The sequence below is a fragment of the Nocardia takedensis NBRC 100417 genome (assembly GCF_000308695.1).
GTDB classification, from domain to species: domain Bacteria; phylum Actinomycetota; class Actinomycetes; order Mycobacteriales; family Mycobacteriaceae; genus Nocardia; species Nocardia takedensis.
This window is the reverse complement of record NZ_BAGG01000088.1, coordinates 65,774-89,587: the sequence shown is the minus strand read 5'-3', so window position 1 is coordinate 89,587 and position 23,814 is coordinate 65,774. Positions and strand designations below refer to the sequence as shown.

At 70.7% G+C, this 23,814-nt stretch carries 19 protein-coding genes; 16 read left to right on the top strand and 3 right to left on the bottom strand.

All coding sequences use genetic code 11. The annotated features are described in order from the left end of the window. Nucleotides 1-14: 14 nt before the first annotated feature. Nucleotides 15-1,160, top strand: coding sequence for an acyl-CoA dehydrogenase family protein (locus tag ON30_RS17920; protein WP_040708583.1), 1,146 nt, complete (start codon nt 15-17; stop codon nt 1,158-1,160). 67 nt (nt 1,161-1,227) lie between these two features. Here the strand turns inward: ON30_RS17920 and ON30_RS17915 are convergent, their stop codons facing one another. Beyond that, nucleotides 1,228-1,803, bottom strand: coding sequence for a TetR/AcrR family transcriptional regulator (locus tag ON30_RS17915; protein WP_040708582.1), 576 nt, complete (start codon nt 1,801-1,803; stop codon nt 1,228-1,230). Nucleotides 1,804-1,922: 119 nt separating this feature from the next. Here ON30_RS17915 and ON30_RS17910 point away from each other — a divergent pair, with 119 nt between their 5' ends. Continuing rightward, nucleotides 1,923-2,951, top strand: a complete 1,029-nt coding sequence (locus ON30_RS17910; RefSeq protein ID WP_040708581.1) for a glycoside hydrolase family 113 protein — start codon at nt 1,923-1,925, stop codon at nt 2,949-2,951. Nucleotides 2,952-2,970: 19 nt separating this feature from the next. On the opposite strand, the gene helR is transcribed toward ON30_RS17910, so the two are convergent. Then, nucleotides 2,971-5,139, bottom strand: a complete 2,169-nt coding sequence (gene helR, locus ON30_RS17905) for an RNA polymerase recycling motor ATPase HelR (RefSeq protein WP_051029482.1) — start codon at nt 5,137-5,139, stop codon at nt 2,971-2,973. Nucleotides 5,140-5,558: 419 nt separating this feature from the next. Between helR and ON30_RS17900 the strand changes: the two genes are divergently transcribed. From ON30_RS17900 to ON30_RS17885, 4 genes are all read left to right on the top strand, one after another. Further along, a complete protein-coding gene (locus ON30_RS17900) occupies nt 5,559-6,746 on the top strand; it encodes an FAD-dependent monooxygenase (RefSeq protein ID WP_040708580.1) in 1,188 nt (395 codons plus the stop codon). 64 nt (nt 6,747-6,810) lie between these two features. After that, a complete protein-coding gene (locus tag ON30_RS17895; RefSeq protein WP_040708579.1) occupies nt 6,811-7,383 on the top strand; it encodes an SRPBCC family protein in 573 nt (190 codons plus the stop codon). Continuing rightward, complete coding sequence (locus ON30_RS17890) at nt 7,380-8,942, top strand: AMP-binding protein (protein WP_040708578.1); 1,563 nt, start codon at nt 7,380-7,382, stop codon at nt 8,940-8,942. Before ON30_RS17895 ends, ON30_RS17890 begins: the two co-directional genes overlap by 4 nt. A 1-nt stretch (nt 8,943) precedes the next feature. Then, on the top strand, nt 8,944-9,921 hold the full coding sequence (locus ON30_RS17885) for an NADPH:quinone reductase (RefSeq protein ID WP_218006278.1): 978 nt from the start codon (nt 8,944-8,946) through the stop codon (nt 9,919-9,921). Nucleotides 9,922-9,979: 58 nt separating this feature from the next. Here the strand turns inward: ON30_RS17885 and ON30_RS17880 are convergent, their stop codons facing one another. After that, nucleotides 9,980-10,675, bottom strand: a complete 696-nt coding sequence (locus tag ON30_RS17880) for a flavodoxin family protein (RefSeq protein WP_063719901.1) — start codon at nt 10,673-10,675, stop codon at nt 9,980-9,982. Between the two features lie 190 nt (nt 10,676-10,865). On the opposite strand from ON30_RS17880, the gene ON30_RS17875 reads away from it, so the two are divergent. The 10 genes from ON30_RS17875 (at nt 10,866) to ON30_RS17830 (ending at nt 23,752) form a co-directional block, all read left to right on the top strand. Continuing rightward, the gene (locus tag ON30_RS17875) at nt 10,866-11,270 is read left to right on the top strand and encodes a YybH family protein (protein ID WP_051029481.1); all 405 of its coding nucleotides are present in this window, start codon (nt 10,866-10,868) and stop codon (nt 11,268-11,270) included. A gap of 8 nt (nt 11,271-11,278) precedes the next feature. After that, entirely contained in the window at nt 11,279-12,262 is a 984-nt protein-coding gene (locus tag ON30_RS17870) for an amidohydrolase family protein (RefSeq protein ID WP_051029480.1), read from the top strand. Nucleotides 12,263-12,269: 7 nt separating this feature from the next. After that, nucleotides 12,270-13,079, top strand: a complete 810-nt coding sequence (locus tag ON30_RS17865) for an arylamine N-acetyltransferase family protein (protein ID WP_040708576.1) — start codon at nt 12,270-12,272, stop codon at nt 13,077-13,079. A gap of 12 nt (nt 13,080-13,091) precedes the next feature. Then, nucleotides 13,092-14,108, top strand: a complete 1,017-nt coding sequence (locus tag ON30_RS17860) for a ketoacyl-ACP synthase III (protein WP_040708575.1) — start codon at nt 13,092-13,094, stop codon at nt 14,106-14,108. Between the two features lie 2 nt (nt 14,109-14,110). Next, nucleotides 14,111-15,271 carry a 3-deoxy-7-phosphoheptulonate synthase gene (locus ON30_RS17855; RefSeq protein ID WP_040708574.1) on the top strand — a complete coding sequence of 387 codons (1,161 nt, stop codon included), beginning with the start codon at nt 14,111-14,113 and terminating at the stop codon, nt 15,269-15,271. 17 nt (nt 15,272-15,288) lie between these two features. Then, nucleotides 15,289-16,059, top strand: a complete 771-nt coding sequence (locus ON30_RS17850) for a 2,3-dihydro-2,3-dihydroxybenzoate dehydrogenase (protein WP_040708573.1) — start codon at nt 15,289-15,291, stop codon at nt 16,057-16,059. A gap of 6 nt (nt 16,060-16,065) precedes the next feature. Beyond that, on the top strand, nt 16,066-18,018 hold the full coding sequence (locus ON30_RS17845; protein WP_063719900.1) for an anthranilate synthase family protein: 1,953 nt from the start codon (nt 16,066-16,068) through the stop codon (nt 18,016-18,018). Nucleotides 18,019-18,373: 355 nt separating this feature from the next. Beyond that, nucleotides 18,374-19,528, top strand: coding sequence for an IS701 family transposase (locus ON30_RS17840; protein ID WP_051029479.1), 1,155 nt, complete (start codon nt 18,374-18,376; stop codon nt 19,526-19,528). 52 nt (nt 19,529-19,580) lie between these two features. After that, complete coding sequence (locus tag ON30_RS17835; RefSeq protein WP_051029478.1) at nt 19,581-20,270, top strand: isochorismatase family protein; 690 nt, start codon at nt 19,581-19,583, stop codon at nt 20,268-20,270. 5 nt (nt 20,271-20,275) lie between these two features. Further along, nucleotides 20,276-23,752: an indolepyruvate ferredoxin oxidoreductase family protein gene (locus tag ON30_RS17830; protein ID WP_040708635.1), complete on the top strand. Its 3,477-nt coding sequence runs from the start codon at nt 20,276-20,278 to the stop codon at nt 23,750-23,752. The last annotated feature ends 62 nt before the right edge of the window (nt 23,753-23,814 follow it).

The window sequence follows — 23,814 nt, the reverse complement described above, 5'->3', positions numbered from 1 at the left end:
ACTAGGAGGTTGGTGTGGAGCGCACACTGTTCGAACCCGAGCACGATCTGTTCCGGGAGTCGTTCCGCAAGTTTCTCGATCAGCATGTCGCGCCGAACCACGCGCAGTGGGAAGAGGAAGGCGTCGTCGACCGCGCGGTGTGGGTCGAGGCCGGTAAGCAGGGCTTCCTCGGCATGGCCGTGCCGGAGGAGTTCGGCGGCGGCGGTGTCGAGGACTTCCGCTACAACGCCGTTCTCACCGAGGAAGTGACCAAGTCGCAGTTCTCGGGCCTGGGTTTCTCGCTGCACAACGACGTCATCGCGCCCTACCTGCTGGAGCTGACCAACGACGAGCAGAAGAAGCGCTGGCTGCCCGGTTTCTGCGCCGGTGAGATCATCACCGCCATCGCGATGACCGAGCCCGGCACCGGTTCGGACCTGCAGGGCATCAAGACCCGCGCGGTCCGCGACGGCGACGACTGGATCATCAACGGCGCGAAGACCTTCATCACCAACGGCATCAACGCCGACATCGTGATCGTGGTCGCCCAGACCGACCCGGAGAAGGGCGCGATGGGCTTCAGCCTGTTCGTCGTCGAGCGGGGCATGCCGGGCTTCGAGCGCGGCCGCAACCTGGACAAGATCGGTCTCAAGGCCCAGGACACCGCCGAGCTGAGCTTCACCGACGTGCGCGTGCCCAACAAGAACCTGCTGGGCACCGAGGGGATGGGCTTCATCCACCTCATGCAGAACCTGCCGCAGGAGCGCATGTCCATCTCGGTGATGGCCGCGGCCGCCATGGAGGCATGTCTGGACATGACCATCCAGTACGTCCGGGACCGCAAGGCGTTCGGCAAGCCGATCGGCGCGCAGCAGAACACCCGTTTCGTGCTGGCCGAACTGGCCACCAAGACCACCGCCGTGCGCGTGCTGGTCGACAAGTTCATCGAGGACCTCAACGCCAAGAAGCTCTCGGCGGAGGACGCCGCCAAGGCGAAGTGGTGGAGCACCGAGGAGCAGCTCGACCTCATCAACCGGTGCCTGCAACTGCACGGCGGCTACGGTTACATGAAGGAATACCCGATCGCCAAGGCGTACACCGACGCCCGCATCCAGACGATCTACGGTGGCACCACCGAGATCATGAAGGAGATCATCGGCCGCTCGCTCAAGCTGGCCTGATCCACCTGGCGTTCGAGGGCGGGACCGGTGGCGGTCCCGCCCTCACCCGTTTCGAAGGCGGGTGGCCTCAGCGCTGCCGGACCAGCGGCAGATACACCTGGTCCACGATCTCGACCAGCACGTCGTCCGGCGCGGACGGAACCCCGCGCACCACGAATTCGTTGCGCAGCAGCACGATCGCGACCGTCGCCACCCGGGGGTGCAGCGCTTCGGGCCGGATCTCGCCGCGCGCGACCGCCCGTCCGAGGATCGTGAGCCACGCGGTGGTGGTGGAGTCCGCGGACTCGTCCGGCAGTTGGGCGAGCAGTTCGGCGGCCCCGCCCGCCGCGGCCATCAGGTCGCGCAGGATCGCGCCGAGCGGGGAACTCCAGTGCCGGTTCGCGCGACGCAACTGTTCGAGGACGTCGCCGCGCAGCGATCCGGTGTCGGGCAGCGCCACGGTGGCGCCGAGCAGGCGGTAAGCCGCGACGCCGAGGGCGAGCCGGTTCGGCCATCGCCGGTAGAGCGCGTTCTTGTTGGTCCCGGCGCGCGCGGCCACCCGGTCCATGGTCAGGCCCGCGTAGCCGGTCTCGGTGAGCTCGTCGGCCGCCGCCCGCAGGATCGCCGCCTCCAATTCCGCGCCGCGCCGCCGCGTCTGCGCCACCGCCGCCTCCTCTCGGTTCCTATCCGGTCGGATCGTACCTTGTTGTGCGCCCTTGCTGTTCTTCTTCGCCTCGAGTTACGGTACTGAACGTTCCTTATTTCGATCCGAAAGGCGACGCCGTGGACATCAGAGGCATCAGCTACGACACCGGATTCCTGCGCGCGGGGAACTACTCGCGCCCCGATCCCGACCCCGACATCGTGCGACGGGAGATGCGCGTGATCCGCGACGACCTGCACTGCACCGCCGTGCGCGTGATGGGCGGCGACCCCGAACGCCTCGACACGGCCGCGAGCATCGCCGCCGAACTCGGCCTGGCGGTCTGGTACTCGCCCTATCCGCTCGACCTCGCCCCCGAGGCGATCCTGACGCTGTTCGCCGACTGCGCAGAGCGCGCCGAACGCCTGCGCGCGGCCGGAGCCGAGATCGTCTTCGTCACCGGCGCGGAACTGAGCCTGATGAACCTCGGCTTCCTGCCCGGCGGCACCTTCGCCGAGCGGATGGCGCTGTTGCGGCGGCCCGACGGTCTGCGCGAACACCTCGGTGACGCGGCGGTTCGGGTGAACGAATTCCTCACCGCCGCCGTCGACCTCGTGCGGGCGCGTTTCCACGGCCCGCTCACCTACGCCGCGATCCACTGGGAGAACGTCGACTGGTCGCGCTTCGAGATGATCTCGATGGACCTCTACCGCAGCGCCGAGGTCGCCGACCGCTTCGCCGACGGGGTGCGCGCCCTCGTCGCCCTGGGCAAACCGGTCGCCGTCACCGAATTCGGCGCGTCGAGTTTCGCCGGCGCCGCCGAGCGCGGTGCGACCGGCCTGGACATCGTGGAATACGACGACCGCGGCACACCCCAGCGGTTGGACGCCCGCTACGACCGCGACGAAGCCGCGCAGGCCGAATACCTGCGCGACCTGCTGACGGTCTTCGAGAACGAAGGCGTGCACGCCGCTTTCGTGTTCACCTTCGCCCTCTACGACCACGTCCACCGACCGGACGGCGACCCGCGCGCGGATCTCGACCTCGCCAGTTACGGCATCGTCAAGGTCTACGAGGATCGCCGCGGCGCGACCTATCCCGAGATGGCGTGGGAGCCGAAGGCCGCCTTCCACGCGGTCGCGGAGCACTACCGGCGGGGCGTGGCGTGACCTCGTGGCCCCGCCGGGATCAGTCCCGGGCGACCAAGCCCGCGAGGGCCGGGGGCAGGGGGTGGCGGTGCAGGACGCCCAGGCGCTGGGTCGCCCGGGTGAGGGCGACGTAGAGTTCGGCCGCGCCGCGCGGGCCGTCGGCGAGGATCAGGTCGGGGTCCACGACCAGGACGGCGTCGTATTCCAGCCCCTTGGTCTCGGTCGCGGAGACCGCGCCCGCCAGGCCGGGCGGTCCGATGACGACGCTGGTGCCCGCCTGGTCGGCTTCGGTGGCGACGAATTCCGCGATGGCGGAGGGGAGTTCGGCGTCGGTGACCGCGCGTGACCAAGGGGCCACGCCGCAGGCGCGCACGGAGTCGGGCGGGTGGACCTCCGGCGCGAAATCGGCGAGCAGGTCGGCGGCCACGGACATGATCTCGGCGGGCGTGCGGTAGTTGACGGTGAGCCCGCGGTAGACCCAGCGGCCGGGGACATAGGGGTCGAGTACGTCGGCCCACGATGTCGCGCCCGCAGGCGCGCGGCGCTGGGCGAGGTCGCCGACGATGGTGAACGAGTGGCCGGGGCAGCGGCGCATCAGCACCCGCCAGTCCATCTCCGACAACTCCTGCGCCTCGTCGACCACGATGTGGCGGTAGGTCCAGTCGCGGTCGGCGGCGGCGCGGTCGACCAGGTCGCGGGTATCGCGTTCGAGGAAGCGGTCGGCCAGATCCTCCGCGTAGACCAGGTCGTGGGCGAACAGGTGGTCCTCGTCGTCCATGTGGTCCTCGCGGGCGACGAGGATGTCCAGGACCCCCGCGGCGTAGGCGGCCTCGGCGCGCTGCTCCCGTTCGGCCGTGTCGTCGGGCGCGCCGTCCGCGCCCAGCAGGTCGACCAGTTCGTCCAGCAGTGGCACATCCGACACCGTCCACGCCCGGCCGTCCGCGCGCAGCAGGGCGGCGTCGGCTCCGGCCGCCCGCAAGCGCTCGGGGGAGGTGTAGAGGTCCGCGAGCAGATCGCGCGGGGTCAGGATCGGCCAGAGCGCGTCGATCGCGGCGACGAACCGGTCGTTCTCGGCCAGTTCGGCTTTCAGGTCGCCGCGCAGTTGTTCCCAGGCTTCGCGGTCGTCCCTGGTCAGCCAACCCTGGCCGATGCGCGCGATGGCGCGTTCGGTGAGCACGTAGGTGACGACGTCGAGGAAGACCGCGCGGGCCTGGTTGTGCGGCAGGCCGCTGGCGCGCGCTTCTTCCCTGGCCCACTCGGCGGTGGCGGCGTCGATGCGGGTCGTGACATCGGACAGTTCGATGGTCAGCGGGTCCTCGGGCACGCGCTGACGGTCGGCGATCGCCGCCGCGAGCACGTCGAGGATTCGGCGCGAACCCTTCACGCGCGCGGCCTGTTCGGTGTCCTCGGCGGTGACGCGCAGCCCCGGCACGAGGTCGCCGACGGTGGTGAACACCACCGTGGTCTCCCCGAGCGAGGGCAGCACCCGCCCGATGTGGTGCAGGAACGCCGGATTGGGCCCGACGACGAGGACGCCGTTGCGCGCCATCTGTTCCCGCTGGGTGTAGAGCAGGTAGGCGACGCGGTGCAGCGCGACCACGGTCTTGCCGGTGCCCGGTCCGCCCTCGATCACCAGGACGCCCGGGTGGTCGAGGCGGATGATCTCGTCCTGTTCGGCCTGGATGGTGGCGACGATGTCGCGCATCCCGGCCCCGCGCGGCGCGTCGACGGCCGCGAGCAGCGCCGCGTCGCCGTGCTCCGCCGCGCCGGGCCGTCCCAGCACCTCGTCGGTGTAGTCGAGCAGTTCGCGGCCGTGGCTGTGGAACTGGCGTCGCCGCCGCATGCCCTCCGCATTGGCGGCGGTCGCGACGTAGAAGGGGCGCGCGGCGGGCGCGCGCCAGTCCAGCAGCAGCGGTTCGAATTCGTCGGCTTCGTCGTGGAGGCCGATGCGCCCGATGTAGGACCGCTCGCCCGTCTCGGCGTCCAACCGCCCGAAACACAGTCCGCTGTCGGCGACGTCGAGTCGTTTCACCTGCTCGGCCAGGGCGCGGACCTCGAAGTCGCGTTCCATCAGCGTGGTACCGGTACCCCGCAGCGCGGTGGTGTATCGGCCCCTGGCGCGCGCCCGCTCGGCGTCCAGGCGCGTGTAGAGGCCGCGCACGTAGTCCTGCTCGCGGCGCAGTTCGTCCTCGTGGTTCCGCGTAGACATGTGCGTGCTCACCCTCTCCGATCCGGACACCGCGGTCGCCGGTCGACGTCGTGTTTCCGGTCCGGCCGATGATTGTGCGGCACCACCGGGGCCTTGCCGCAAGGCCCCGGGTCCGTTATAAGTTGATAGTGGAAAGGCGTGTTCCACCCGCCGCGCCCCCTTCCCCTTCGGCGCACACTTCCTCACTCCGCGAAGCCTGTCACTCCCGAGCCGTTGCGGGCGCGATCCCTTCGCGAACTCCCTCCGATCTGCATGACACCGCAGGGGCGTAGCGCCGGCCGTTGTGGCCCAGGCGCGTGCCCTGCACGACCCCTCCCGATCGCAGGTCGACTTGATGTAGTGCCGTCGACTTCGTTGCCCGCGCCCGCGCCCCCGGACAGAGTCGGTCACGGGACACCGGACGCTACGGGAGGATCGGCATGGCGCGCACGACGGTGATCGGCGGCGGTATCGGCGGGCTGGCGGCGGCCCTGGCCACGGCCGCGGCGGGCGGTACGGCGGTGGTGCTGGAACGCGCCCCGGAATTCGCCGAGTTGGGCGCGGGCATCCAGATCGCCCCGAACGGGATGCGGGCGCTGGAACTGCTCGGCGTGGCCGACCGGGTGCGCGAGATCGCCGTGCGCCTGGAGGAGTTGCGGTTCATGAACGGCGTCAGCGGCGAACTCGTCACCCGGGTGCCGCTGACCGAGGAGTACCGCGCCCGCTTCGGGCGGTCCTACGCCGTGGTGCACCGGGCCGAACTGCACCGGATCCTGGTCGAGGCGTGCGCGGACTCGGACCGGATCGACCTGCGCGGCGGGTGCCGGGTGGTCGGCTACGAGCAGGACCGAACCTCGGCGACGGCGGTGCTCGACTCCGGCGAACGGGTGAGCGGCGCGGCGTTGATCGGCGCGGACGGCATCCGCTCGGCGGTGCGGGCGCAACTGCTCGGTGACGGTGATCCGCTGGTCGCGGGCATCACCGTCTACCGGGCCATCGTCCCGATGGCCGAGGTGCCCGAGGAGTTCCGGGTGAACGCGGCGACTTGGTGGACCGGTCCGGGACAGCATTTCGTGCACTATCCGATCGCGGGCGGGAAGTTCATGAATCTCGCGCCGAGTCGGGAGACGGGGGTGCGCACCGCCTTCGGTGACGTGCCGGTCGCGCGGGAAGACGTCCTGGACTGGTTCGCGCCGCTGTCGGAGACGGCGCGTCGCCTGCTGCGCGTGGCCGGGGAGTGGCGCAGTTGGAGCCTGATCGACCGCGCGCCGGTCGAGCAGTGGTGCGAGGGCCGCGTGGCGCTGCTCGGCGACGCCGCGCACCCGAGCCTGCACTATCTGGCCCAGGGGGCCTGCCAGGCCCTCGAGGACGCCGTGGAACTGGGCGGCCTGCTGGGCGACGCGCGGACCGACGTGGCGGGGCGTCTGCGCGAGTACACCGCCCGCCGTCAGCCCCGGACCGCGCGCGTGCAGCGCACGGCCCGCGCCAGCATCGGACTGTGGCACGCGGCGGGGGCGGCGGCCCAGCGGCGCGACGAGGTGCTGCGCTCGATGTCGGTGACGGATCTGCACGATCGGCTCGACTGGATGCACCGCGCACCAGAATTCGCCGCCGATTCCGCGACCTGACAATGTGCGCGCAATTATCGGACGACCACGGGAATTGCGCGAGGACGCTGCATAGAATTGGTCCATGAATCCTCTGCCGAACAATGACAAGGCCGGAATTTTCCACGTTTTCCGGGAAATCGAGATATCCGCCGATCCGGACACCGTGTTCTCCTGTGTCAGCGACCTGACCCGCTCCGGGGAATGGAGTCCGGAGTGCGCGGGCGGGGAATGGGTGTCCGGTGGCCCTGAGGTCGTCGGCTCGGTGTTCCGCGGGCACAACAACCGGGCGCCCGACGTGGTGGGCTGGGCGCCGGTGGTGCGCGGTGCCTGGACCACCTACGCCGAGGTCGTTTTCAGCGAAAGGCCCAGCGTGTTCGGGTGGGCGATGCGTGACAGCGCGGGCAGGGCACAGCAGAGCGTGTGGTCGTTCCAGCTCGCGCCGACCGCCTCGGGCGGCACCCGCCTGGTCCACTGCTTCGAGATGGGCAGTCTCACCGAGGGGATGCGCGGAATCCTCGCGCAGATTCCCGAACCCGACCGCCCGCGATTCATCGCCGAATGGAGCGACAAGATCGAACGCGATATGTCGGTCACCCTGGCGGCGATTCGCGCGACGATCGAATCGGCCGCCGTCGCGGGCGGGACGAAACGATGATCCTGCAACGTCTCGGGAATCGCGGACTGTATCTGGGCGAATTGTTCGCCGAGGCGGCGCTGCGCAATCCGCACGGTCTGGTGATGTTGAATCATCGGCTGGACGTGGCACCGGAATTGGGGACGACGATCACCGTCGCGGATTGCGCGCGGGTGGTGGAGGGGTTGGCGGTGGCGTTGCGGGCGGCCGGGGTGGGCGCGGGTGCGAAGGTCGCGATCCACAAGTCCGACGGATTCGACATCTTCCTGCTCGCCTGCGCGGTCAACCGGGCGGGCGGCGTGCCCGTCTGCCTGTCGCCCGCGCTGACCGGCGAGACGGTCGGCGAACTGCTGACGCGGTGCGCGGGCCCGTTCCTGGTCACCGACGAGGCGACACTGGTCGAGCGGCTCGACGCGGGCGTGCGCGGCCGCGCACGCGCGGTGCTGGTGGTCGCGGGGGAGGTCGAGGGCACGACGCCGCTGCGGCCCGACACCTCGCGACCATTGGATTACACGCGCCCCGATCGGCATCAGCCGATGCTGGTGACCCACACCTCCGGCACCACGGGCGTGCCGAAACTGGTGGTGCACACGGCGTGGACGATGCGCGCGCGGTACCGACCGCAGGCGGCGGGCGCGCGCCTGCTGTTGCGCGGGCGCGAAGCCGTCGCGATCCAGGTGTCGTTCGTGCACTCGCGGTTGGTCACCGCGTTGGCGGTCTCGCTGCGCCGCGGTTTCCCGCTGGTGATCCTGCGCGATTCACCCGCCGCCGACAACGTCGGACTGCTGGCCCGGTTCCGGCCCGGGGTGTTCGAGGCCCACCCCAACGCGCTGATCGAATGGGAGGAGTTGGCCGAGCATCCCGCCGCCCCGCTGCGGAACCTGACCTTGCTGAGTACCACGTTCGACGCGGTCCACCCGCGCACGGTGCTCGCGCTGCTGGCCGCCTCGCGCAGGCGGTTCCCCCTGCACGTCCAGTTGTACGGGCAGAGCGAGATCGGCCCGACGGTGGTGCGGTTGAGCACGAAATTCCGCAAGGCCACCGCCGACTGGCGCTGCGTCGGCTACGCGTTCCCGGGCGCGACCGACGTGCGGGTGGTCGAGCGGGACGGCAGGCGGGCCACCCGCGCCGCGCCCGGTCCCGTGCAGGCGCTGTCGGACGGACGCGCGGTCACCTACCTCGAGGAGGACGACCGCTACCACCGTCAGGTGGACGGGCGCTGGTGGGCGATGGGCGATGTCGGCTACCGCAGTCGGTGGGGATGTCTGCACCTGTCCGATCGCGAGGTGGACCTGATCCCCGGGATCGACAGCACGTTGCGCGTGGAGGACGAATTGCTGGCCCGCATGGACAGTCTCGCGGAGGTGGTGCTGGTCCGCGACGAGCGGCAGCGCCCGGTCCCGGTCGTGGTGACCCGCGACGAGCGTCCGTTGGACCGGGCCGCCTGGGAGCGCGCGGTGGCGGGTCTGCCGACGCTGTGCGAGCCGATCCAGTTGCCGATGCGGCGTCTGCCGCGCACGGGAACCGGCAAGACGCGGCGATTGGAGTTGAGCCGCATGCTCTTCGCCGTGCGGAGCTGAGATGGCCGCGATGAACGCCGCGTACATCACCGCGTTCGGGCCGCCGGATGCGATCGTGTATGGGCCGCGCCCTCGGCCCGATCCCGGACCGGGGGAGGTGCTGGTCCGGGTGGCGGCGTGCTCGGTCAACCATGTCGACACCTTCCTGCGGTCGGGCGCGGTGCGCGCGGGCGTCGCCTTCCCGCAGATCGTCGGCCGGGATCTGGTCGGTGTGGTGGTCGAGACGGGCGCGGGCGTCACCGGATTCGCGGCCGGACAACGGGTCTGGTGCAACAGCGCCGGGTACGGGGGGCGACAGGGCGCGGCCGCCGAATACGTCCCGGTGCCCGCCGACCGGCTCTACCCGCTCCCAGCGGAGGCGGACGAGGTGGCGGCGGTCGCGCTCGTGCATCCGGCGGCGACCGCCTATCTGGGCCTGGTGGTCCAGGCCGGTGTGCGCCCGGGGGAGACGGTGCTGATCCGGGGGCTCGGCGGCGCGGTCGGGTCGGCGGCGGTGCAGATGGCCGTCGACCTCGGCGCGCGGGTGATCGGCGTGGACCGGGCCGCGAACCTCGACTGGGGAAGCGAGTGCGGCGCCGCGGAAGTGGTGGACGGACTCGACCCCGCGCGGCTGTGGACACTCGCCCCGGAGGGCGTCGACGTCTACTGGAACACCACCACGCGCCACGACGACCTGGCGACGGTGTGCCCGTTGCTGGCCGTGGGAGCCAGGATCCTGGTGTCGGCCGGTCTCGGGGCCGAGGTCGCGGTGCCGCTGGGCGCGCTCTACGTCAACGACGCGAGTATCCGGGGGTTCGCCATCACCAACGCGACCGGCGCGGTACTGGCCGACGCGGCGGTCGCGATCGATCGCCTGCTGGCCTCGGGCGTCCTGCGCTGTCGCGGGATCGAGCGGATGCCGTTGGCCGAGGCGGCGCGGGCGCACCGGTGGCAGCAGGACGGTGTGGTCCGCCCGCGGCGCATCGTGCTCACGCCGTGAGCGCACCGAACGGAAACGGGCCCCGGCGCGCTGCCGGGGCCCGTCGTCGGCGCGCGGGTCAGGCGGTCGGTGCCTGCTCGGTCCAGGCAGGCGGGATGCCGTCCATGTCGAATTGCTTGGACACCCATTCCAATTCGACGAATTCGATGGCGCTCTCGGTCTGGGCCAAGCCGATGCCGTAGGCGCGGGCGACCTCGAAGACGCGCAGCGTCTGGTACCGGATGGCCTCGATGTTCTCCGGGTGGACGTTGGCGGGCTTGTGCCGGGAGATGCTGCACGTGCCGTACGGGCTGCCGTTGTGGTCGGAGGCCTGCAAGGCGGTGTTGGACCCGTTGGGCACGATCAGCGAACCCCAGTGGCACACCGCGTTGTGCACCGCCAGGATCGCGGTCTGCTGCCCGGCGTGCGAGGCCGATCCCGAGGCGAAGACGGTGACCGCCTTGTTCGCCAGTTTGCCCGGAATCGCCACCGGCCCCGCGTGATCGAGGAAATGCAGCAGTTCCGGCGCGGGCAGCCCGAAGTGCACGGGGGTGCCGATCATGATCGCGTCCGCCCAGATCAGGTCCTCCCAGGTGACGACCGGGACCTCGGCGGTCGCCTCGGCCAACTCCTGGTACGCCTGCCCGTCGAGCACCATCGTGTCCGGGAGTTCGGCCAGCTTGCGCAGGCGGACCTCGGCCCCGAGTTCGGTCGCCCGTTCGGCCGCCGCGACCGCGAGTCGATGCACGTTCCCGCTCCGCGAATGAAAGACCACGGCAATGTTTACCACTGTTACTCCTCGACGCTCGGATTCGTTGCGGTCATCGGCCAGCCTGCGCCCACGGATATCGGGCGGCAATGTCGCCTCGAATAGTTCGTCATCTCGGCGGGGAATTCACGGGGGAGGTGACACAATATCGGCGAGCGTGTCGACGCGGCGGCGGGTTCCGCCGATCGTGGATGCCATGACCGAAATCGCACAGCCCGAAACACGACTCGCCCGAAACCCCGAAGAACTGCTCGAGATATTCGCGGTCGCATTCAACGCGGGGGATTACACCGCCCTGCCCGGCCTGTTCGCGCCGGACGCGCTGCAGGTGATGCAACCCGGACAGCCGATCCCGGTCGCCGCCACCCTGGACAACGCCGCGCAGTCCCTGGAACACCGGCTGCCGATCACCGTGAACGTGCGCCACGTCTACACCGTCGGCGACATCGCGTTGCTGATCGCCGACTACGTGCACGAGGGGCCGGGCCCCGACGGCGAGCAGTTGCGGATCGAGGGCACCGCCGCCGACATCCTGGTGCGCGGCGCGGACGGCTACTGGCGCTGCCTGATCAGCAACCCGGCCGGCACCACGCGGGCCTGAGCGAGTCGATGAGCACCGCATCGGGAACGCCCTGGCACACCGCCATCGACGTCCACCACCACATCCTGCCCGACTACTACCTGTCCGCACTGGCGGAACTCGGCGTCCCGTCGCTGCTGCCCAACGTCGACCGGCCGACCTGGACCGTCGAGTCGAGCCTGGCGATGATGGACCGGCAGGGCATCCGCGCCGCCGTGGTCAGCGTGTGGCCGGGCGTGCCCGACCTGCCCGCGGCCGAGGCGGGTCGGTTCGCGCGCCGGATCAACCGGTGGTTCGCCGAGTTCGTCGCCCAGCACGACGACCGCTTCGGCGCCTTCGCGATCCTGCCGTTCCCGCACGTCGATGAGGTGCTCACCGAATTCGAGTACGCGATCGACGTCCTGGGCCTGGACGGTGTCGGCCTGATCACCAACTACCGGGGGCTCTACGTGGCGGACCGGGTGCTCGACCCGTTCCACGCCGAGGCCGCGCGCCGGGGAACGCCGCTGTTCGTCCACCCCACCGCCCCGGCGTGCACCGGCCAACCGAACTTCGGCCTGCCGATCTCGCTCTACGAATTCCCGTTCGAGACGGTGCGCCTCGGCGCGCAACTGATCTACGAGAAGACCCTGGAACGGCATCCCGGCCTGCGGATGATCCTGTCCCACGGCGGCGGCGGACTGGCCTACTACGCGGGCCGGTTGACCTACGGCCCGCTCATCAACGCCGCACTCGCCGACCGTATCGACGACGATCCGATCGGCTCGCTGCGCGGCCTGTACTACGACGTGGCGATGGGCGGCGACGAATTCGCTCTCGCCTCGTTCCGGAAATTCGCCGACCCCGCCCGGATCCTGGTGGGCACCGATTTCCCGCTGATGCCGGAATCGTTCAGCGCGGAGAACGGAAAGGCGCTGTTGGCACTCGGCGGATTCGATGACGCCGACACCGCGATGCTGAATTACGCGAATGCCGAGAAATTGTTTCCGAGATTCGGTTCGATCGGAGAGTGAATCAATCATGTTGAGCGAAGAAATCGTCGCCGCGTACCTCGAGCGCATCGGTGTCGAGGGACCGGTGGACACGGATCTGGCGACGCTGCGTCGCCTGCACGAGCGGCATGTGCTCTCGGTGCCGTTCGAGAGCATCGACTACCACACCGGCGTCGACATCCAGATGGACGAGCGCGCCGTGGACAAGATCGTGCGCCTGCGCAAGGGCGGCGGCTGCGGCGAGATCAACACCGGCTTCCTGTTCCTGTTGCGCGCGTTGGGTTTCGACACCACCCTGCACCAAGGGCAGGTGTGGATCATCGACCGCTTCACCCCGCCGTTCAACCACCTGCTGATGACGGTGAACATCGGCGGCCGCCGCTACATCGCCGACATCGGCTTCGGCAAGGGCAGTCGGTTCCCGCTGCTGGTCAGCGCCGACGGTGCGCAGTCCGATCCGCACGGCGAATTCCGCACCGTGCGCGTGGACCACCGCTCGACCGACGTCTACTGCGGCGGCCGACTGCTGTACCGGTTCTTCGACGAACCCGTGCAGTTGGCCGATTTCGCGCAGAACCTGTGGTGGTACCGGTCGAGCCCGGATTCGCCGCTGCTGCAATCGCTGTTCTGTTCGCTGCCGCTCGAGGACGGCTGGGTGGTGCTCAAGGACGACGTGCTGACCGTCACCCGGGGCGGGGAGAAGACCACCACGAAACTCGAGGACGACGCCGCGGTGCTGACCGCCTACCAGGAATGGTTCGGCATCCCGCTGGACAAGCGTCCGCCGCTGAGCCCGCACCACACGGGGCGGCTGAAGATGTCCTTCGATCAGGGCTGAGGGGGAATCAGCGTGCCCACCTGGAATCTCGCGCCGGTCGACCTGTGCGGTGTAGCCGTCGCCCTGCCCAAACGCGTCGTCACCAACGCCGACCTGTGCGCGGTGCTCGACAGCACCCCCGAGTGGATCGAGCAGAAGATCGGCGTCCTGGAGCGCCGGTTCCTCGATCCGGAGGAGAGTCTCGACGATCTGATGACCGAGGCCGCGGCCGCCGCGCTGGCCGCGGGCGAGTTGTCCGCGGCCGAGGTCGATGTCGTGGTGACCGCCACCTCGAGCCCCGACTACTTCTTCCCGTCGGTGGGGATCACGATCGCCGACCGACTCGGCATCGACACCTCCCGCATCGTGGACCTGACCCAATACGCCTGCGCGGCCTCCACGTACGCACTGCACCTGGCCGCCTGTCTGCTCCAGGAGCAAGGCGTGCGGACCGCGCTGATCGTGTGCGGGGAGCGGGTCTCCGGCATCACCGACCCGACCGACCGCACCACGCGGATCTTCTTCGGCGACGCGGCGGCCGCCACTGTGTTGCGGCGCACCGAGTCCGGCGGACTGCTCGCCTACGATCTCGGCCATTCGCCGCACCCCGCCGTGAATCTGGCGACCCCGTGGTGGGCGCCGCACGCCGAGGTCGGCGGCCGGACCGAGGCCGGGCGCACCTACATGAACATGGACGGCAAGGTCGTGTGGGATCAGGCCATCACCCACGTTCCCGCCTCGGTGCGCGCCACTCTGGGGCACGCCGGGCTCGCGGTCGGCGACATCGCCGGATTCGCCCTGCACCAAGCCAATGTGCGGCTGGTCAGGGAGATCGGCAAGGTCGTCGGCGTCGATCCCGCGCGGGTGCCGATCACCGGCGACGTGCTGGGCAACACCGGCGCGGCCTCGCCGCTGACCTCGCTGTACAAGCTCGCGACCGCCGGGCTGGCCCGCCGCGACGACGTCATCGTGCTCGGCGCGATCGGTTCCGGCTTCTTCTGGGGATCGCTGTGCTTCCGGCTCGGCGCGGACCTCGGTTGGGCTGGTTGACGATGTCGGAGGATCTCGACACCCGTCCCGTGACCGCGCGTCAGCAGCCCGTGTGGGAGGACGAGCGCGCGGTCGCCCTGGCGCGGCGGGAACTGGCCGAGCGCGCCCCGCTGGTCGACGGCGAGGGCGTGGCCAGACTGCGGCGCGCGCTGGTCGCGGTCGCGGCGGGGGAGGCGCTGGTCGTGCAGGCAGGCGACTGCGCGGAGGACCCGGCCGAGCGCACCGCGGCCGACGTCGCGCGCAAGGTCGGCCTGCTCGACGCGCTGGGCGGCGAACTGGCCCTGCGCACCGGACGTCCCGTCCTGCGGGTCGGCCGGATCGCGGGCCAGTACGCCAAACCCCGGGGACGCACCCACGAGACGGTCGCCGGGGTGGAGATCCCCAGCTACCGAGGGCATCTGGTCAACGGGCCCGAACCGCTGGCCCAGGCCCGCAGGCCCGACCCCCGTCGCCTGCTCGACTGCTACGAGGCCGCCCGCGAGGTCATGGGCCACCTCGGGTGGCGCGGGCTGGGCCGCTACTCCTGGGACGGCGCGCGGATCTGGACCAGTCACGAAGCGCTGCTGCTGGACTACGAGATCCCGCAGGTGCGGGCCACCGCCTCGGGCGCGCTGCTCGGGTCGACGCACTGGCCGTGGATCGGCGAGCGCACCCGCGACCCGGACGGCGCGCACGTGCGCCTGCTCGCCGAGGTGCGCAACCCCGTCGCCTGCAAGATCGGCCCCGACATCGACGTCGAGGAACTGATCGCGCTGTGCGAACGGCTCGACCCCGCCCGCGAACCCGGTCGGCTCACGCTGATCGTGCGAATGGGGGCGGCGAAGCTGGCCCAGCGCCTGCCCCGCCTGGTGCGCGCCGTGCGCGCGCGCCAACACCCGGTCATCTGGATGTGCGATCCGATGCACGCGAACACCGTGATCCTGGCCGACGGCGCCAAGACCCGCTACCTCGACGCGATGGTGCGCGAAGTGACGCGGTTCCGGTCGGTGCTGCTCGAGGCGGGCGCGGTCGCGGGCGGACTTCATCTGGAGACCACCCCCGACGATGTGGGCGAATGCCTGTCCGATCCGTCGCGGACCACCGTGGGCAAGTACACGAGCCTGTGTGACCCGCGACTGGCTCCGCCTCAAGCCCGCGCGGTCGTCGCGGCCTGGCACTGCTGAAGGAACACGAAATGCGTATGGATGGAAAGGTCGCCTTCGTCACCGGGGCGGCGGGCGGCATCGGCGCCTCGGTCGTGAGCAAACTCGCCGAGGCGGGCGCTCATGTCGCGGCGGTGGATCTGGAACACGCCCGACTGCGCGAACTCGAAGAGGAGTTGTGCGGGAAGGGATGGTCGGTGCTCGCGGTGCCCGCCGATGTCAGCGAGGCCGCGTCGGTGGCCGCCGCGGTGGACCGGGCCGAGAACGTGCTCGGCCCGGTCGACTACCTGGTCAACGCCGCGGGCATCCTGCGGATGGGGCCGGTCCGCGAACTCACCGACGAGGACTGGACCACTACCTTCGCGGTCAACACCCACGGCGTGTTCCGCGTCTCGCGACTGCTGGCCGACCGGATGGTGGCCCGCCGCGCGGGCGCGATCGTCACGGTCGCGTCCAACGCGGCCAGCGTGCCGCGGATGCGGATGGCCGCCTACGCCGCGTCCAAGGCCGCCGCGGTCGCCTTCACCCGGTGCCTCGGCCTCGAGGTCGCCGCGTCCGGAATCCGGTGCAACATCGTCGAACCCGGGTCCACCGACACCCCGATGCTGTGGTCGATGTGGCACGACGAGACAGGGGCGAGCGCGACGGTGGACGGCAGCCTCGACGCCTACCGGGTCGGCATCCCGTTGCGCAAGATCGCCCGTCCCGAGGACGTCGCCGAGGCCGTCGCGTTCCTGTTGTCCGACAGCGCCGGTCACATCACGATGCACAGCATGGTGGTCGACGGCGGCGCTTCGCTGGGAGCGTGAGGGCCGATGGGCGCACCGAATTCGGCCGCGCGGACCGATCCGCCTGCGGCGATCCTGAGCGGGCGGACGCCGTCGTTCGCCCTGCTCCACCGGCCCGGGGCGGGCGCGGAGGGGGTCGTGGACGTCCTGAGCGGTCCAGTGCGCGAACTGGATTCGCTCGCCGAGATCCCCGTCGTCACCGGCGACGGGTCCGGACGGCCGGCGCACGACACCCTCGTGGTGATCCCGCACCGCCAGGTGGCCGAGCGCGGCTTCGACTGCGTGGACGACCGCAGTCCGCTGCTGGCGATGACCGTCACCGACGCGCACACGGTCGCGCTGCCGGACCTGCTGCGCGGGCTGCCCGACCGGCCCGCCGTCGCGACGGACGGCCGTTTCGACCTCGACGACGAGGATTACGCGGAGATCGTCGGCCGAATCATCCGCGACGAGATCGGGGCGGGGGCGGGCGCGAACTTCGTCCTCAAACGCACCTATCTGACCACCCTGCCCGACTACGACCGCGACACCGCCCTCGCGGCGTTCCGCCGGTTGCTGACCCGCGAGACCGGCAGTTACTGGACCTTCCTGATCCACACGCCGGAACGGACCTTCCTCGGCGCGACGCCGGAACGGCACATCAGTGTGGCCGACGGGACGGCGGTGATGAACCCGATCAGCGGCACCCTCCGCTACGGCGGGTCCGGGCCGCGCGTCGCCGAGGTCCTCGCCTTCCTCGCCGACGCCAAGGAGGCGGGTGAGCTCTACATGGTGGTGGACGAGGAACTGAAGATGATGTCGCGGATCTGTTCCTCGGGCATCCGGGTCACGGGTCCGTACCTGAAGGAGATGGCCGACCTCGCCCACACCGAGTACTTCATCGAAGGCCGGACGGACGCCGACGTGCGGGAGATCCTGCGCGAGACCATGTTCGCCCCCACGGTCACTGGAAGTCCCTTGGAGAACGCCTGTTCGGTGGTGGCCCGCTACGAGCCGGGGGGACGCGGCTACTACAGCGGTGTGGTGGCCCTGCTCGGGCGTGACGGTCGCGGCGCGGCGACGCTGGATTCGGCGATCCTCATCCGCACCGCCGACATCGATGCCCGCGGTCGGGTGCGCATCGGCGTCGGCGCGACGATCGTGCGCGATTCGGACCCGGCCGCCGAGGCCCGCGAGACCCACGCCAAGGCCGCGGGCCTGCTGGCGGTGCTCGGCGGCGGGCGGGCCGCCCGCGTGGGCTCGGACCCGCGGGTGCGGGCCGCGCTGGCGGGCCGCAACGAGGCCATCGCGGAGTTCTGGCTCACGCCACCGCCGCGGGAGCGCGCGGCGCTCGGCGCGGGGGCGGGGCCGCCACGGCCGCGCCTGCTGGTGATCGACGGCGAGGACACTTTCACCTCGATGCTCGCCCACCAGTTGGCCGCTCTCGACGTCGAGGTGACGGTGCGCCGCTTCGACGAGCAGTACACGCTCACCGACCACGACCTGGTGGTCATGGGCCCGGGGCCGGGTGATCCGCGCCGCGCCGACCTGCCCAAGATCGCCCGGATGTCGCTGGCCCTGGACGAACTGTTGGCCGCGCGCCGCCCCTTCCTCGCGATCTGCCTGAGCCACCAATTGCTCGGCCTGCGCCTCGGATTCGGGCTGCGTCGGCTGGACACACCCAATCAAGGTGTGCAGCAGAAGGTCTCGGTGTTCGGGCGCACCGAACAGGTCGGGTTCTACAACACCTACACCGTGGTCTGCGACACCGACGTCCGCGAATCCGAATTCGGGGCCGTCGAGGTCTTCCGCGACCCCGACAGCGGCGAGGTCCACGCGCTGCGCGGGGCGGGTTTCGCCTCGGTGCAGTTCCACCCGGAGTCCATTCTCACCCGCGACGGCGTGCGGTTGCTGCGCTCGCTGGTGTCCGAGGTGTTCGACTCCGCCGTGGCCCACGAGGCCGCGGCGGCCACGGATCGGCCCGCCGCACAACGGCACTGATCCGCGCGCGGCGCCGCGGACCGACGATCCTCGGTCCGCGGCGCCGTCGTGTGCGCGGAAATGATGGCCCGTTCATGTCATCGCAATTCCGCGGTGTACGGATGGAATTGCCGTATTCTGCGCGCACCGCGCGCGCCGGAAATCTGCGCATCGCCTCGGGGTATCGACCCGTAATCTTGCGCATCCCCGGATACCTGCCGTGACAAGTGATAGCCGGGCAGTATTAAGTCGGCGACAAGTAGGTATGAAGTTGCATGGGGAAGAATATCGAATGATCGTGCTGCAGTAGCAATCCAAGGCCTGCTCGACTGATCGGCCCGGTACTGCGGAGTGACCCGATATGTGTGGGGGTTCTATGTCGGCCGGAGAATTCACCGACCTCTGTGATCTGCTCTTCTCCTCGTTGCCGCGCCGGGATCAACGGACCCGCGCCGCGCAGTATCTGCGAGGACTGTTGCAGACCGACGGCCGGAAATCGGTGCGCAACATCGCCCGCACGGTGGGCGGCGACGCGACCGACCAGGGTCTGCACCACTTCATCAGCGCCTCGGACTGGGATTGGCGGCCGATCCGGCGGACCCTGGCCCGCCACGTCGTCGACACCCACGGGATGGAGGTCTGCGTGGTGCACACGATGACCATCCCGAAATCCGGGCGGCGCTCGGTCGGCGTGGAGCGCTGCTTCGTCCGCGACGAGGGCCGGGTGCTCAACGTGCAACGCGCGGTGGGGGTCTGGTCGGTGGCCGCCGGGGCCGCCTATCCGCTGAACTGGCGGATCCACCTGCCCGCGGCCTGGCTGGCCGACGCCGACCGCCGCGCCGCCGCGGCGATTCCGCCCGAGGTCCGCCCGCGTCCGCTCGAGGACCAGGTGGTCGAACTGTGCGCCGAGACGACCGAGGACTGGCGGTTGCCGCGCCGTCCGGTCGTCTTCGACGCACGCGAACTCGACGTCGCCGCCGTCGTCGGTCGACTGCGCGCGATCGGCACGCCGCTATTGGCCCGGATAGCGCCCGACCAGGGACTGTTCGTGGCCGACCCGACGCTGACCGGTCACCGCGGCGCCGCGCCGGTGGCGGCGGGCGAGATCGCCAAGGCCGCCCGCGGCAGCCTGCACGGGATGTCGTGGCGCGGCCGGGATCTGGCGCGCGCCGCGCGGCCGGGCCGGGTGGTGATGGTCGGCGCGGGGTTGACCCCGCGCCCGTCCTCGGCGCCGGAGCGGCCCGCCGACCTGCTGCTGGTGCAGTTGCCCGCCGACGGTTCCGGGACGGGCGGGACACTGTGGCTGACCGACCTGCCCGCGCACCGGATCGGCGAGGTCGCGCGCTGCGCCCACGCGGCGGGACGGGTGGCGCGCGACGCCGCCGAGGTGGCCGAGAAGGTCGGCCTTCGCGACTATTCCGGCCGCTCCTACGGCGGTTGGCACCGCCACGTCACCCTCGCCGGCGCCGCGCACGCCCTGGTCATGGGCTCCGCGTGCGCCGCGAAGGGGCCGATCCGCCCGGCGGTGTGACCGTCGCGCATTTCCGCAGACCGAACAGCCAGCACAGAGAAAGGGAAGACGAATGAGGTTCGGCGATATTCCGGACAGGATTTCCTACGATATGCCGGTCGGAATTCCCGACAATGCGGCCGACTGGACCGTGCGGCCGGAGCGCGCTTATCTGCTCGTCCACGACATGCAACGCTATTTCCTGCGGCCGTTGGACTCCGCCGCCGCGCCGGGCGCGCAGTTGGTGTCGAATATCCGCGCGTTGCGCGCGGCGTGCGCGGAGCGTGGAATTCCGGTCGGCTACACCGCGCAGCCCGGCGGAATGGACCGGCTCCAACGCGGACTGCTGCGCGATTTCTGGGGCGACGGGATGACCACCGACGAATCCGATCGCGAGATCGTCCCCGAACTCGCGCCCGCCCCCGGCGACGACGTGTACACGAAATGGCGCTACAGCGCTTTCCACCGGTCGGTGCTGGCCGAGCGGATGGCCCGCCTCGGTCGCGACCAACTCGTCGTGTGCGGCGTCTACGCCCACGTCGGCGTGCTGATGACGGCGTGTGACGCCTTCACCCGCGACATCCAGCCCTTCCTGGTCGCCGACGCGGTGGCCGACTTCACCGCGGAGGACCACCGGATGACCCTCGACTACGCGGCGCGCCGTTGCGCCTACGTGCAGTCCACGGCCGACCTGCTCGCCGATCTGGATGCGGGCGAGGCGCTTTCGGCCGCGGGGCGCGACACCGACCGTGGCCGGGGGTGACGACGATGACCGAGATCGCGCTGCGCCCCGCGCCCGCCGAGGGCTACCGTCTCGCCGACCGCTTCCGGCACGGCTCGGGCCCCGTGCTGCTCACCGGTGTCCAGGCCGTCGCGCGACTGCTGGTGGAACTGCGCGCCCACGACCGCCGCCACGGTCGGCGCACGGCGACGTTCGTCTCCGGCTACCAGGGTTCGCCGCTGGGTGGGGTGGACACCCTGCTGGCGGGGATGCCGGAGGTGTTGGCCGACAACGACATCGTCTTCCGTCCGGGGCTCAACGAGGAGTTGGCGGCCACGGCGGTGTGGGGCAGCCAGATCGGGGTCGGCACGGGGTCGGCCACCCACGAGGGCGTGATCGGGGTCTGGTACGGCAAGGGGCCCGGCCTGGACCGCGCCACCGACGCCCTGCGCCACGCCACGCTCTACGGCGTCGATCCGCGCGGCGGGATGCTGCTGCTGGTCGGTGACGATCCCGGCTCGAAGTCGTCGAGTCTGCCCGTGGTCAGCGAACGGTCGCTGGCCGCCCTGCACATCCCCGTCCTGGTACCCCGCGACGCCGCCGACATCGTGCGGTTGGGCATCCACGGACTGGCCCTCTCCCGCGCGTCCGGTTGCCCCGTGGCCCTCAAGATCGTCTCCGACGTGGCCGACGGCGGCCGGCGGGTGGACGGTTCGATCGCCGAGGTCGAACCGGTCGTCCCCGAGATCGCGCACGGGGCGGGAACTTTCACCTATCGACAGCGGCCGATGACCGCCGGTCCCGCGACGCTGGAAGCCGAGGCCGATCTGCTCGGCCCCCGCCGCCGCGTCGTGCGCGCGTACGCGGCGGCCAATGCCGTGGACGTCCTCGAGGTCGACCCGCCGCGGGCCCGGATCGGCGTCATGGCCACCGGCGCGACCTACTCGGTGGTGCGACAGGCGTTGCGCGACATGGACATCGATGACGACGCCCTGACGCGCGCGGGTATCCGCCTGCTGCGGATCGGTCTGGTCCATCCGCTCTCCCCGGATCGGGTGCGCGAATTCGTCCGCGGCGTGGACATGGTGCTGGTCGTGGAGGAGAAGGCGGCCTTCCTCGAATCCCAGCTCCGCGACCTGCTCTACGGGACCGCCGACGCCCCGTTGATCCTGGGCAAGTCCGACGAGACGGGGCGCGCGCTGGTGCCCGCCGACGGCGAGTTGACCGTACTGCGGGTGCGCCGGACGCTCGCCCGTTTCCTGCACGGCTACTTGGAGTTCCGCAGGCCGCTGCCGGCCCCGCTGAGCTTGGAGCCGCTCTCGACCCGCCGCGCCGCCTTCTTCTGCAGCGGCTGCCCGCACAACCGCTCGACCCGGGTGCCCGAAGGGTCGGTGGCCTGCGGCGGCATCGGCTGTCACACCATGGTCGCGATGGCCGACCGCGCCGACATGGCCGTGGTCGGGCTCACCCAGATGGGCGGTGAGGGCGCGCAGTGGATCGGGCAGTCCCCGTTCACCGACGTCGGGCACATCTTCCAGAATCTCGGCGACGGCACCTATTTCCACTCCGGCCAGTTGGCCGTGCAGGCGTGCCGGGCGGCGGGGGTGAACATCACCTTCAAGATCCTGTTCAACGAAGTCGTGGCGATGACGGGAGCGCAGGAGGCCGAGGGCGGGCTCACCGTCGCGGCGCTGACCCGCAAACTGGCCGACGAGGGCGTGGCGCGGACCATCGTGTGCGCCGAGGACCCGCGCAGGCACCGTCGCGCCGATCTGGCCCCCGGTACGCTCGTGTGGTCGCGCGACCGACTGGACGAGGCGCAGCGCGCCCTGCGCGAGATCCCCGGCGTCACGGTGCTGATCTACGACCAGCACTGCGCCGCGAACGCGCGCCGTCAACGCAAACGAGGTCGGTTGCCGGACAAGCGCACCCGGGTCGTCATCAACGAGGCGGTGTGCGAGGGGTGCGGCGACTGCGGGGTCAAGAGCAACTGCCTGTCGGTGCAACCGGTGGACACCGAATTCGGGCGCAAGACCCGCATCGACCAGACCTCGTGCAACCTCGACTACAGCTGCCTGGACGGCGACTGCCCGTCCTTCGTGACCGTCGAGGTCGGTGACCGACGGTCCCCGCGCCCGACGCCGACGCCGCCCGAGGTCCCCGAGCCACCGGTCCTCGCCGACGCGGACGCCACCCGCAACGTCCTGATGGCCGGGGTGGGCGGCACCGGGATCGTGACCGTGGACCAGGTACTGGCCACGGCCGCCGTGCTGGCCGGACTGCACGTGTCCACGCTGGACCAGACCGGGCTCAGTCAGAAGGCCGGACCCGTCGTCTCGCACCTGCGCTATGGCCCCGACCCCGAACCCGCCCACCGCCTCGGCCCGGGCAGCGCCGACTGCCTGCTGGCCTTCGACCTGCTCACCGCCGCGGACGCCGCCACCTTGACCTACGGGTCGGCGACCCGCACCGTCGCGATCGCCTCGACCGGGCGCACACCCACCGGCGAGATGATCCACGACATCACCGTCGAGCACCCGGACGCGCCGAACCTGCTGTCCCGCTTGGCGGGCGGGTGCGCGCGCGTGGAATCCTTCGACGCGCTCGCCGCGTCGTCGACGCTGTTCGGCGAGACCACCCAGGCCAATTTCCTGCTCGTCGGCGCGGCCCACCAACTCGGCGCGCTCGGGATACCGGCGTGGGCCGTCGAGCGGGCGATCACGCTCAACGGCGTCGCGGTCGACCGCAATATCGCCGCCTTCCGCTGGGGGCGGGCGCTCGCGGCGAATCCGGCGGCCCTGAACGAGATCCACCCGTCCCCGCCCGCCGCGCCGACAATTGCCCTCGACGCGGTCGCGCGCGCGGATTTCCCCGACGCGGTGCGCGCGGTCGTGGCTCGGCGGGCCGCGGAACTGATCGCCTACCAGAATCGCGCGCTGGCCGAGGAATACGTGGAAATCGTGCGCGGCGCGTGGGAAGCCGAACGCGCGATCACCGACAATGGCGACTACACGCTCGCCGTGGCGCGCGGCCTGTTCCGGTTCATGGCCTACAAGGACGAATACGAAGTGGCCCGCCTGCTGACCGACCCGGCCTTCGCCGACCACCTGTCGGCCCAGGTCCCGGACGCGCGACGGCCGGTCTTCCGGTTGCACCCGCCGCTGCTGCGGAGCATGGGAATGCGGAACAAGATCGGCCTCGGGCCGCGCGCGGCATGGGCGCTGCGGATACTGGCCGCCTCGAAACGATTGCGCGGCACCATATTAGACCCCTTCGGCTACGGACGGGTGCGTGTCGTGGAGCGAATTCTGCGAGACCATTTCATCCGGATGGTCAGTATGCTGAATCGTGATCTCACCGAGAAGACCTATCGGACCGCCCTCGCCGCGGTCGGCGCGGCCGAGATGGTACGGGGGTATGAGCAGGTGAAGTTGGACTCGGTGCGCCGATATCGCGCGACGTTGCGTGAACTCGGACTCGAACCGCCGGAGCTTCCCGGCGCGGTTCCGGTCGCCCACGCGTGAATCCCGCGCGACGACTTCGGTGAATCGCGTTGTGGCGGCGGCGGTCCGGGCGCAGCGCCCGA

What these genes read in the sequence shown, in the direction of transcription:
- ON30_RS17835 (WP_051029478.1), top strand. Translation starts at nt 19,581, where the DNA reads ATGAGGTTCGGCGATATTCCGGACAGGATTTCCTACGATATGCCGGTC.
- ON30_RS17855 (WP_040708574.1), top strand. Translation starts at nt 14,111, where the DNA reads ATGTCGGAGGATCTCGACACCCGTCCCGTGACCGCGCGTCAGCAGCCC.
- ON30_RS17845 (WP_063719900.1), top strand. Translation starts at nt 16,066, where the DNA reads ATGGGCGCACCGAATTCGGCCGCGCGGACCGATCCGCCTGCGGCGATC.
- ON30_RS17890 (WP_040708578.1), top strand. Translation starts at nt 7,380, where the DNA reads ATGATCCTGCAACGTCTCGGGAATCGCGGACTGTATCTGGGCGAATTG.
- ON30_RS17895 (WP_040708579.1), top strand. Translation starts at nt 6,811, where the DNA reads ATGAATCCTCTGCCGAACAATGACAAGGCCGGAATTTTCCACGTTTTC.
- ON30_RS17840 (WP_051029479.1), top strand. Translation starts at nt 18,374, where the DNA reads ATGTCGGCCGGAGAATTCACCGACCTCTGTGATCTGCTCTTCTCCTCG.
- ON30_RS17885 (WP_218006278.1), top strand. Translation starts at nt 8,944, where the DNA reads ATGGCCGCGATGAACGCCGCGTACATCACCGCGTTCGGGCCGCCGGAT.
- helR (WP_051029482.1), bottom strand. Translation starts at nt 5,139, where the DNA reads ATGTCTACGCGGAACCACGAGGACGAACTGCGCCGCGAGCAGGACTAC.
- ON30_RS17830 (WP_040708635.1), top strand. Translation starts at nt 20,276, where the DNA reads ATGACCGAGATCGCGCTGCGCCCCGCGCCCGCCGAGGGCTACCGTCTC.
- ON30_RS17870 (WP_051029480.1), top strand. Translation starts at nt 11,279, where the DNA reads ATGAGCACCGCATCGGGAACGCCCTGGCACACCGCCATCGACGTCCAC.
- ON30_RS17875 (WP_051029481.1), top strand. Translation starts at nt 10,866, where the DNA reads ATGACCGAAATCGCACAGCCCGAAACACGACTCGCCCGAAACCCCGAA.
- ON30_RS17900 (WP_040708580.1), top strand. Translation starts at nt 5,559, where the DNA reads ATGGCGCGCACGACGGTGATCGGCGGCGGTATCGGCGGGCTGGCGGCG.
- ON30_RS17865 (WP_040708576.1), top strand. Translation starts at nt 12,270, where the DNA reads ATGTTGAGCGAAGAAATCGTCGCCGCGTACCTCGAGCGCATCGGTGTC.
- ON30_RS17850 (WP_040708573.1), top strand. Translation starts at nt 15,289, where the DNA reads ATGGATGGAAAGGTCGCCTTCGTCACCGGGGCGGCGGGCGGCATCGGC.